10 protein-coding genes and 1 tRNA gene are annotated in these 10,550 nt (G+C 52.7%); 5 read left to right on the top strand and 6 right to left on the bottom strand.

Features of this window, described 5'->3' with window-relative positions:
- Nucleotides 1-94: 94 nt before the first annotated feature.
- From Q0683_RS00735 to Q0683_RS00715, 5 genes are all read right to left on the bottom strand, one after another.
- Complete coding sequence (locus Q0683_RS00735; RefSeq protein WP_298614893.1) at nucleotides 95-595, bottom strand: hypothetical protein; 501 nt, start codon at nucleotides 593-595, stop codon at nucleotides 95-97.
- 32 nt (nucleotides 596-627) lie between these two features.
- A complete protein-coding gene (locus Q0683_RS00730) occupies nucleotides 628-1,338 on the bottom strand; it encodes a lipoate--protein ligase family protein (RefSeq protein WP_298614890.1) in 711 nt (236 codons plus the stop codon).
- Nucleotides 1,338-4,007: a bifunctional acetaldehyde-CoA/alcohol dehydrogenase gene (gene adhE, locus Q0683_RS00725; protein ID WP_298614888.1), complete on the bottom strand. Its 2,670-nt coding sequence runs from the start codon at nucleotides 4,005-4,007 to the stop codon at nucleotides 1,338-1,340. Before adhE ends, Q0683_RS00730 begins: the two co-directional genes overlap by 1 nt.
- A gap of 40 nt (nucleotides 4,008-4,047) precedes the next feature.
- Nucleotides 4,048-4,812, bottom strand: a complete 765-nt coding sequence (pflA, locus tag Q0683_RS00720) for a pyruvate formate-lyase-activating protein (protein ID WP_298614886.1) — start codon at nucleotides 4,810-4,812, stop codon at nucleotides 4,048-4,050.
- A gap of 465 nt (nucleotides 4,813-5,277) precedes the next feature.
- Nucleotides 5,278-5,934 carry a 1-acyl-sn-glycerol-3-phosphate acyltransferase gene (locus Q0683_RS00715; RefSeq protein WP_298975730.1) on the bottom strand — a complete coding sequence of 219 codons (657 nt, stop codon included), beginning with the start codon at nucleotides 5,932-5,934 and terminating at the stop codon, nucleotides 5,278-5,280.
- A gap of 73 nt (nucleotides 5,935-6,007) precedes the next feature.
- Between Q0683_RS00715 and Q0683_RS00710 the strand changes: the two genes are divergently transcribed.
- Nucleotides 6,008-7,951, top strand: coding sequence for an ABC transporter ATP-binding protein/permease (locus Q0683_RS00710; RefSeq protein WP_298614881.1), 1,944 nt, complete (start codon nucleotides 6,008-6,010; stop codon nucleotides 7,949-7,951).
- 226 nt (nucleotides 7,952-8,177) lie between these two features.
- Complete coding sequence (locus Q0683_RS00705; protein WP_298614879.1) at nucleotides 8,178-8,627, top strand: fasciclin domain-containing protein; 450 nt, start codon at nucleotides 8,178-8,180, stop codon at nucleotides 8,625-8,627.
- Nucleotides 8,628-8,631: 4 nt separating this feature from the next.
- On the opposite strand, the gene Q0683_RS00700 is transcribed toward Q0683_RS00705, so the two are convergent.
- The gene (locus Q0683_RS00700; RefSeq protein WP_298616956.1) at nucleotides 8,632-8,871 is read right to left on the bottom strand and encodes a hypothetical protein; all 240 of its coding nucleotides are present in this window, start codon (nucleotides 8,869-8,871) and stop codon (nucleotides 8,632-8,634) included.
- Nucleotides 8,872-8,998: 127 nt separating this feature from the next.
- Here Q0683_RS00700 and queF point away from each other — a divergent pair, with 127 nt between their 5' ends.
- The 3 genes from queF (at nucleotide 8,999) to hisA (ending at nucleotide 10,495) form a co-directional block, all read left to right on the top strand.
- On the top strand, nucleotides 8,999-9,397 hold the full coding sequence (gene queF, locus Q0683_RS00695) for a preQ(1) synthase (RefSeq protein ID WP_298614919.1): 399 nt from the start codon (nucleotides 8,999-9,001) through the stop codon (nucleotides 9,395-9,397).
- Nucleotides 9,398-9,416: 19 nt separating this feature from the next.
- A tRNA-Gly gene (locus Q0683_RS00690) sits at nucleotides 9,417-9,488 on the top strand.
- A 233-nt stretch (nucleotides 9,489-9,721) separates the two neighbouring features.
- Nucleotides 9,722-10,495 (top strand): 1-(5-phosphoribosyl)-5-[(5-phosphoribosylamino)methylideneamino]imidazole-4-carboxamide isomerase, encoded by a 774-nt coding sequence (hisA, locus tag Q0683_RS00685; protein ID WP_298614874.1) that lies wholly within the window; start codon nucleotides 9,722-9,724, stop codon nucleotides 10,493-10,495.
- The last annotated feature ends 55 nt before the right edge of the window (nucleotides 10,496-10,550 follow it).

The raw sequence follows: 10,550 nt of genomic DNA, 5'->3' as shown, positions 1-10,550 counted from the left end.
GATAAAGTCCAAAGACTTGAGCGCCATGACGGTGATGCCCCCGCTGGGCAGTTGATCGACAATTTTGTAGATAGGTTCGCTCACGGTGGTCTCCTTAGGGGGCAAGTTGGGCTAAACCAGCAAGATCAAATTTTTCAATCCATTCCCTGCGATCGCGGGCGGTAAAACTCGGATCGCGGGAGAGAACTTTCACTTGATAGCGATTGGCCACCAGAATTGCCGTTTGCGTCGTCCCCACCTCCACTGCTGGATAGCCGGCAATCTGCAGCGTGCTGTTTTGAAACTTGGCGGCGGCCTCAGGGGTGCTAATTGTATCGGAAATGGCCAGCATCGCCAATTCTTTACCATCTTTTTTCAGCTTGGCCTCGGCAAACCCCTTTTTCTCTTGGACATAGATGCGCTCAAAGCCATTGCCCTCTGGTGGAAAGAAGCGATTAAATTCACTGCCTTGGGTGGCCTCCCGACTCACTGCCGCTGGCGCATTGCGCTGGGTGCTTTCCTGTTGCACCTGTTCATAGGGGGAGGGCGGGGTGGGGGCGCAAGCGGTAATGAGAAGCGTCAGGGCTAAGACAAGTGCAGTCAGCCAGCGTGCCATGTGGATACCCAAGACAACAAGCCAATCATAGCCTAGACGGGCAAACCACAGGCTAAGTTTGACATTCTATTAATTTCTTGCCACTCGCGATCGCTCAAGGGTTCTGGGGTTAGCCTCACTTGCCACTGCGCCTCAAAGGCCTCTAGGAGAGCCGCTTGCACTCTCTCCAAAGGGGGAAGGGGCTGCCGATGGGGAACACTGCCAAAGACCTGCTGCCAGAGATCGGGGTCAGGAGTAAGGACAATTGAACCCTGCTGAAGGACGCGATCGCCCCGCCACGCTTGGGCACTGCCAATCACCTTCTCGCCGCTCGGTAAAACCAAGTCGGCCACTGTTGCCCGTGCAAAGCAATTGAGGGGAGCGTGGGAAGGATAAGGTTCCTGTCCCAACCGAAGTGGCCACCCTAGGCGCTCAAACCCCCCCCTTAGGAATTGACACAGGTGTTCATAGACCTGCCGCCGCCGTTGCCCCAATCCCCACACCACTAGACTGTAGGTGAGATCCCCTTGGTGCAACACCGCTCGCCCCCCGGTGGGTCGTCGCACCAGTTCTACGGGTTTTCCCTGCCACTGGAGGTGTTGCCAGTGCTCAGGAATTTGCCGTTGGCTGTAGCCCAGGGAAATAGCCGGCGGTGACCAAGTGTAAAATCGCAGACAGGGGCGATCGCTGGTCTGCCACAGCCACCGATCCACTGCCATTTGCACGCTCCCTGCCGCCGCTAAGGGGGGAAGATAACGCCACATTAACTCGCGCCTTGACTAGACCTTTCTTCCGCCGCATGGTAGGCTGCTGCCTCTCGCCGACACCCCATATAGGCAAGGATATACAACTCCTTGAGGTCTTCAATCAGCGGATAGCGAGGATTTGCCCCCGTGCACTGATCGTCAAAGGCCAGTTCCGCCATGCTCTGCACCTGTTCATAGAAGGCCTGATCCTCACTGTTGAGCGCTTCCTTAATGGTGGCCGGAATGTCTAACTGCGCCTTCAGGTCTTCAATAGCGGCAATCAGCCGTTCCACTTTTTCCTCGGTGGTGGTGCCGCCCAGTTGGAGAAAGTCCGCAATTTGGGCATAGCGTTCCTTGGCCTGAGGATATTTGTACTGCGGGAAGATTGCCTGTTTCAGGGGCGCATCCGTGGCGTTATAGCGGATGACATGGCAAATCATCAGGGCATTGGCCAGACCGTGGGGCAAATGGAAAGTGGAACCCAGTTTGTGGGCCATCGAGTGGCAAACCCCCAAGAAAGCATTGGCAAAGGCCATGCCGGCGATCGTTGCTGCATAGTGAACTTTTTCGCGAGCCTCTGGATCGGCGGCCCCCAAACGATAGGCACGGGGTAGATAGGTAAAGAGCAGCTTGATTGCCTCTAGTGCCAAACCCTCAGTAAACTCCGTCGAGAGCACCGACACATAGGACTCCAAAGCATGGGTCAACGCATCAATGCCGCCATAGGCTGTGAGTTTCTTGGGCATGTGCAGCACCAAGTCGGGATCCACAATCGCCATCGTGGGGGTGAGGGCATAGTCCGCCAGGGGATATTTAATCCCGACGCGATCGTCGGTAACCACCGCAAAGGGCGTCACCTCTGAACCTGTTCCTGAAGTGGTGGGAATCGCCACCATAATTGCTTTTTGACCTAGGGGGGGCAGTTGATACACCCGCTTGCGAATATCCATAAAGCGCATGGCCAAGCCGTCAAACTCCACCTCTGGATGCTCGTACAACAGCCACATCACCTTGGCCGCATCCATGGGTGAGCCACCGCCCACGGCAATAATGACATCGGGCTGATACTGCCGCAGCAGCTCTAGACCTCGGTTGACCGTACTGAGGGTGGGGTCTGGTTCCACTTCGTGGAAAATATCGTGTTTGATCCCCAGCTCTTCGAGGGTGTGCACAATCGGCTCAGTGACGCCTAGGTCAAAGAGGGGCTTATCGGTGACGAGGAAGGCGCGTTTTTTGCCCTCCAGCTCCCGCAGGGCAATGGGGAGGCAGCCGCGTTTGAAGTAAATTTTCGGCGGCACACGGAACCAGAGCATATTTTCCCGGCGATCGCTCACGGTTTTGATATTCAACAAGTGACGGGGGCCAACATTGTCCGACGTGACATTACCGCCCCATGTACCACAACCCAACGTCAGCGATGGATCCAACTTGAAGTTGTACAGATCCCCAATCGCCCCTTGGGAGGAAGGCGTATTAATCAGTACTCGCGCCGTTTGCATGCGGTACTTAAAATAGGCAATATCATCTTGATTGCGGGGATCGGTGTAGAGCACCGAGGTATGCCCCATGCCGCCAAAATTTACCAACTGCGCCGCAATTTCTACCCCTTTATGGAACTGGGGTGCGCGGTACAAGGCCAACACAGGACAGAGTTTTTCATAGGAAAATGGCTCCTGCGGCCCGACTTCACTCACTTCGCCAATCAGGACCCGCGTTTCTGGGGGCACTTGGATATTGGCCATTTCAGCAATCGTGGCTGCCGATTGACCCACAATGTCGGGATTAAGACGCCCCTCCTTGAGCAGGAGTTGAGCCACCCGCTGCCGTTCTTCAGGGGAGAGAATGTAACCCCCCCGCCGCTGAAACTCGGCTTTGACGGCGTCATAGATCTCCTCCACAACAATCACCGCCTGCTCCGAGGCACAGATCATGCCATTGTCAAAGGCCTTACTGAGGAGAATCGAACTCACTGCCGTTGGAATGTCGGCGGTAGCATCAATCAGCACAGGGGTATTCCCTGCCCCCACCCCGATCGCCGGATGGCCAGAGGAATAGGCCGCCTTCACCATCCCCGGCCCGCCCGTGGCCAGAATCAGCTTGATCTTTGGGTGCTGCATCAGCGCTTGGGAGAGTTCAATGGTCGGCTCATCAATCCAGCCAATAATATCGGGGGGTGCGCCGGCGGCTACCGCTGCATCCAACACCACTTTGGCCGCTGCAACTGTGCAGACCTTTGCTCGGGGGTGGGGCGAGAAGATAATGCCATTGCGGGTCTTTAGGGCAATCAATGCCTTAAAGAGGGTCGTCGAGGTTGGATTTGTAACCGGCACCACACCGGCAATCACTCCCACAGGTTCAGCAATTTTTTGGATGCCAAAAATGGGATCATCCTCAATGACACCGCAAGTTTTCTCATGTTTGTACTTGTTGTAGATGTATTCCGAGGCAAAGTGATTTTTAATGACTTTATCTTCGATAACTCCCATTCCCGTTTCCGCCACAGCCTGTTTGGCCAAGGGAATTCGCGCCTGGTTGGCCGCCATGGCCGCTTGGTGGAAAATGTGATCCACTTGCTCTTGGGTAAACTGGGCATACTGGGTTTGTGCCCTTTGGACGCGCTCAATGAGTGCTTCCAGATCAACAGTGGTTTGAACGGGTTGAGAATCGGTTAAAGTTTGGGCAGTCATGGGCGACTCCTTAAGGAAAGAAATTTCTTAAATGGGCAAGTTATTGAACGTTGAGATCATATTCACGGAAGAGGGCGATCGCCCGCCGGACATCTGCGGGACTCGCCGCCGGTGTATCAAAGAGTTCATAGGGCAAGCCTAATTGCCGCCACTTGTATTCCCCCATTTTGTGAAAGGGCAACACCTCCACTTTCTCCACGTTATGCAGACCCGCCACAAATTGCGCCAATCCGCGGATATTTTCGGGATCATCCGTCAGCCCCGGCACCAAAACAAAGCGGATCCACGTGGGTTTATGGATCTCATCCAGGTACTTGGCCAACTCCAAGGTGGGGGTAATCGCGACACCCGTCACCCGCCGATAGAGGTCTGGCAGAAAGGATTTAATGTCCAGTAGAACCAGATCCGTTGCCGCCACAACCGGTTTGGCCACCTCCAAGATCACATAGCCCGACGTATCCAGGGCAGTGTGCAATCCCAATTCATGGCAGCGCTCAAAAATTTCACGGACAAACTCCGGCTGCATTAGGGGTTCGCCGCCACTGACCGTTACCCCCCCATGGCGCAGGTAGGATTGATAGTGCTGAATATCGGCAATCAGTTCATCCACAGTTACCCGCTTGCCTTGATAGGGTTCACGGCAGTCGGGATTGTGACAGTATAGACAGCGCAGCGGACACCCTTGGGTAAAAATCACATAGCGAAGGCCGGGGCCATCCACTGTGCCACAGGTTTCAACGGAGTGAATGTAACCTGTCACCTTTTGGCTTTCGGCTTGTTTTTCAGGGAGTGTGGAAACCATCATTGGAACCTCGGTGACAACAGAGCGCTTGGAATAACTTTTATGGGGTTGACGGGAATCTGCCTAAGAATTTAATCGCTCTTAAGAAAGAATCTCCCTTTGCCAAAACTCATTTTTCAATTACTCCTGCCGTCTTGCCTACGGCCTTTTTCTAATTGAGCTTTTTCTATCCTTGTGGAAAAGGCTCTATCGTGCCGTCCCTTGCAAAACTTTAATTTCAGCATAAAAGCAGAAGACCGATTTGCACGCTGTCTTAATTAACTTTTAGGATTGGCGGTAGTTGCCTAACTTTGCCTAACTTAATGAAAAGTTTTTAAGTATGCCAATATGGGGGGCGATCGCTCGCTCGAAGGTTGGAAAATATCACGATTGAGACTCTTGAGGAGGGATTCAATCTTACCTTTATTCTACAAAATTCTCTTCGCCCAGGCCAATTGTATGATTAGTTACAAACCGGTTCTGTTAGCCCTATAATCGCGCACATTTGTGAGCCTCAAGCACGGCTGCATGCAGGGCTGCTTCAAGCTGCTGAGTTAATTCCTGTGCCTGTTGTTTGAGGTTACCCTTGCGTTCAGCGGGCGTCCAGAGAGGCGATCCAATCCAGAGAGCCACACGGGCACGAAACTGTGGCTGCGGATTGTAGGCAATGCCAACGGGAAAAATCGGTAGGGGGCGATCCACCTGTAGGACAAGGCGAGCAAGGCCGGGTTTTAGGGGACGCACCACTTGGTCGCGGACAATTCCCCCTTCGGGAAAAATCACCAAGGGCTGGCCGGCGTTGAGAATCTCCAGCACATGGCGCAAACTGCTGGGTTGGGGATGGTTGAGATTCACCGCAAAGGCCCCTAGGTGCCGAATAAACCAACCTTGAATCCCTCTAAACTCAAGAGCATTAGTCATAAAGCGCAGTTGATAAGGTCCCAAAGAGGGCAATAGTACCGGATCCCAACGGCTGTAGTGTTTAGGCGCAAGGACAAATCCTCCCTCTTTCGGTAACTGCTCTCGCCCAATAACCCTGATTTGCGAAAAGTAGAGGGGCAAAAACAGATGGTAAATTGGCCACAGTCCCCAATAAAGCCAGGGAGAAACCCGTGAGATGGTCGGTGGTCTCTTTTTGTTGGCCATCCGTTTTTCTCCGCAGTTGTCGCCACTACAATAGTAGGCCTGTAGCCCCTTGCCACCTTTAGGGAACCAGCCAATGTCACAGCCGACCCATCGCTTTAATCTTCTTGTTTGGGAGCAGTTTCTGCGGATTGCCCAACCCTATTTCTTCCCTCGCGATCGCCGCGGCAGCAGTGTGATCTTTATTCTGCTGCTTTTTCTAGTGATTGCCCTCATGTTTGGTTTCCTCTTTGGCCTGACGGCAGCAGTCACCTTTGGCCTCAATGCCCTTGCCCCCGAACTGATGGGTCAAATTGCCGGCGGTCTCATGGAGATGATCCAATCCCTGTGGGCACACCCCCTTAGTCGCAATCTCCTCCTTAGCACCGTAATCGTCCCTCTAGGAGTCTTTGTGCTGCTGCGACAAGCCCTGCTCCCCCGTTGGCAGGCGTGGGCACTGTTGGGATTACTCTTGATGCTCTCTCTGTCTGTGAGTGGCCTCAACGTGATTATTAGCTTTGTGGGGCGTTTCTTCCAAACGGCACTGGCGGAGAAAAATGCCGAGACCTACTGGCGGTTTCTCTGGGTCTATGCTGGTGTGTTTGTGGTGGGGACGCCTATTGTTGTCATTTATCGCTATGTACGCGAATATCTAGGGCTACGCTGGCGGGATTGGCTCACCCGTCACTTTTTAGATCGCTATTTTCAAAACCGCGCCTACTACGCGATTGAGAACCAAGGGGAGATTGATAATCCCGACCAACGGATTAGTGAGGATGTGCGCTCATTTACCCAAACCTCGCTCCAGTTTTTGCTGATCATTCTCGGGGAAATTATTGACCTCATTGCCTTTAGTGGCATTCTCTGGAGTATTTCCCGAACTCTAACTTTGACCCTCGTCGGCTATGCCGTTATTGGCACAATCCTCACCGTCCTGATTGGTCAGCGCTTAATTTGGCTGAATTTTAACCAACTGCGACGGGAAGCGGATTTTCGTTATGGCCTTGTCCATGTGCGCGATAACGCGGAGTCCATTGCCTTTTATCGCGGTGAGGGCCAAGAGGCGGTGCAGGTGCGGCAGCGTTTTCTAGAGGTACTGCGCAACTTTAACCTTTTGATTGGCTGGCAGCGAAATCTTGAGTTCTTCACTACAGCCTACAACTACTTTGTGGTCATTGTGCCGGCGGCTGTGGTTGCTCCCCGTTACTTTGCCGGTGAGATTGACTTTGGTGCGATTAGTCAAGCCAGTTTTGCCTTCTCTCAGGTGCTGGGGGCGCTCTCGATTATTGTGAACCAGTTTACGAACCTCACGGGCTTTATTGCGGGGATTGAGCGTTTGGCGGAGTTTGATGAGGTACTGACCACCCCACCCCTGCCACCCCAGTCCCAAATTGAGCTGGTGGAGAAGCCTTACATTGCCCTAGAACATGTGACTGTGGATACGCCAAATTTGGCACGGCGGCTGGTGGAGGATGTTACGTTTGCCCTTGAGGCGGGCGAAAGTGTGGTGATCATGGGGCCGAGTGGGGTCGGGAAAAGTTCGCTATTGCGGGCGATCGCCGGACTCTGGCAAACGGGCAGCGGTCGGATTATTCGCCCACCCGTAGAGGAAGTGCTCTTTTTGCCCCAACGCCCTTACATGGTGCTGGGGACGCTGCGTACGCAACTGCTCTATCCTGGGGGCGATCGCCAGACACCGGATGACATCCTTTTGCGCGCTCTTGACGAGGTCAACTTGGCCCATTTGCCGGATCGGGTGGGTGGCCTCGATGTGGAATTGGCGTGGGATGATGTACTCTCCCTTGGGGAGCAGCAACGACTGGCGATCGCCCGTCTCCTGCTGAATCACCGTCCCTACGCTATTTTGGATGAAGCCACCAGTGCCCTAGATTTAGCCAATGAGAAAAAGGTTTACGAGCATATCCAGCGTATAGCTCGCAACTACATCAGTGTAGGTCACCGTGAGAGCCTGCGGCAGTACCACAAATACGTTTTAGAACTCAAGGGCGATCGCGAATGGAAATTTTATGCCGCTAGTTAGGGATTGCTATAATGACCCCCCGTTTTGATAGTCAGCGGTTGTGGGATTAGCAGACGCGATTGTCATAATTAAATCTCCCTATCGGGCCGACACCAGCGATCACTGGCAACTAGGACACGGGTTCAGTATGCTAATCCTAGCGTTTGTTATCATCTCGATTGCTTTGATAATGGGGCGATCGCAAACTCTTGTTGTGCATTCTCATCGCATTTTCGGGTAGGCTCCTATGGCAACCATTGTTGATATTGCAGTGAATACTCCCGGCTTTTCCACACTCGTGACTGCTGTGAAAGTGGCCAATCTGGTGGAAGCCCTGCAATCGCCGGGGCCTTTTACTGTCTTTGCCCCCAATGATGACGCTTTTGCCAAGCTGCCCGATGGCACCATTACCTCCCTTGTGCAAAACCCTCCTCAATTAGCGCGGATTCTCAAGTACCACGTGCTTGCTGGCGCCTACAAGGCCGCCGATCTCAAAAAGATGGGGATTGTGACTTCCCTTGAAGGTTCCACCATACCTATTCATGGCGACAATCCTTTAGAAGTGAAAAATGCCACTGTTCTTGCCCCTGATATTGAAGCGGAAAACGGTATCATCCACGTCATTGACACTGTCATCCTGATGGGACTCAATCCAGCCCACTCCTTTCAGGACACCAACATTCCCTATAAAGTTTAGGGTGCTAGCGGATTTCCCGCACCAAAACTCCCTTATGGATTCTCTCCTCAACAAAGTGCCGGTAAAGCTCTAGCTCTTCATAGGTGACTTTGCCATCAGCACTCATTTGGTGCTTGATCTGTGCCATTTCATCGGCAGTCAATACCCCATCGGCGATCGCCCGCTCTAGAAGTTGCTTTAGTTGGGCCAGTTCTGCTTTATCGGCCTCTGAGAGAGGGGTTCCATTTGGCTGATAGCGTTCCATAGCAATCTCATCTCAGTAACCTCTTTCCCCTATTCTCTCCCGAGAACGTTGGTGTCAGGAGCCGAGGAACTTAAATCTTGATAAAGTTTAGGAAGAATGTCACTCCCAACCTGTTGGAATGAAAGCAATGCAAACCTCAGAAATGAAGTACGGTGAACGCGCCATTCAGGAAGGTCAACTGATTACCTTTCCCAATCCGCGTCCTGGACGGCAATACACCATTGACATCACACTTCCGGAGTTTACCTGTAAGTGCCCATTTTCTGGCTATCCTGACTTTGCCACCCTTTATGTCAGTTATATTCCCCATGAGAAGGTGGTGGAACTCAAAGCCATCAAGCTTTACATCAATAGTTATCGCGATCGCTACATTTCCCATGAAGAAGCTGTCAATCAAGTCCTTGATGATCTTGTGGCCGCTTGCGACCCCCTCTATATGAAAATCAAGGGGGATTTCGCTCCCCGCGGCAACGTGCATACAGTCATTACAGTCGAGCACCATCGCCAGAGCAACAGTTCGTGCTAAGATAATAGATTGCAGGAGTGCGGACGTAATTCAGTGGTAGAATGTCAGCTTCCCAAGCTGAACGCCGTGGGTTCGAATCCCATCGTCCGCTCTCTAAAAAGCATTGCGGTGGCAATGTGAATATCCAGCTTTTTCTCCAGGGTCTGAAGGCTGGCCTGCATCCCTTGGAAGGTATCCCACACTTGGCTCAACCTAGAACGGGTTACCGGTTCACTCGTCCCTATATTAATCGTCCCATGCACTTCACCCCTTGTGAGTGCTAGGCTGAAAGTTATGCTCAAATTTTCAATTTTTCAATCAGTTCAATAAGGATTTCTAACGCCAATGGATGTTATCCCCGCCATTGATTTACTTGACGGCAAATGTGTGCGCCTAGTGCAAGGGGACTATGGCAAGGTCAATGTTTTTCATGATGATCCTCTAAAAGTTGCCCTTTACTGGCAACGGTTGGGTGCTCCCCGCTTACATGTCGTTGACTTGGATGCTGCTAAAACAGGAGAGCCGCGAAACTATGACCTCATTGCCAAAATTGTTGCTTCCCTTGAAATTCCTGTGCAGGTAGGCGGTGGCTTGCGATCGCGCCAGGCAGTTGCCGATCTCTTTCTTCAGGGTGTCAATCGGGCCATTTTGGGCACGGTGGCGCTTGAGAATCCCCGGCTGGTGGCCAATTTGGCTGCAGAATACCCTGGACGCATTTGGATTGGGTTGGATGCCCGCAATGGCTATGTGGCAACCCGAGGTTGGCTAGAAACCTCAACAGTTCTGGCAACAGATCTTGCCCAAAAAATGGCAGCAATGGGGGTGGCGGGGTTTGTCTATACCGATATTCAGCGGGATGGCACCCTTCAAGGACCGAATATTCCCGCACTGCGGCAGTTATTGGCGGCAACTGATCGCCCGGTCATTGCATCGGGGGGCGTGAGTTCCCTCACGGATCTTCTCAGTCTCTTTGCCCTAAGCCCCTCTGGTTTATCAGGGGCGATCGTCGGCAAGGCACTTTATACGAAGGCAGTGGATTTGCGGGAAGCCGTTCGCGCCGTTGGTCAAGGGCGCTGGCAAGATATTCCACCGGAGTTGGGAAGCACGAGTTGGGCGTAGTTGGCCTAAGATTAAAGCGTTGTGAACTCTAAAATCAATGCTGAAGCACCCTGCA

This window comes from uncultured Thermosynechococcus sp., assembly GCF_938074695.1.
Classification (GTDB): Bacteria; Cyanobacteriota; Cyanobacteriia; order Thermosynechococcales; family Thermosynechococcaceae; genus Thermosynechococcus.
The sequence above is the reverse complement of the archived record's forward strand: the minus strand, read 5'-3'. Positions and strand labels throughout refer to the sequence as shown.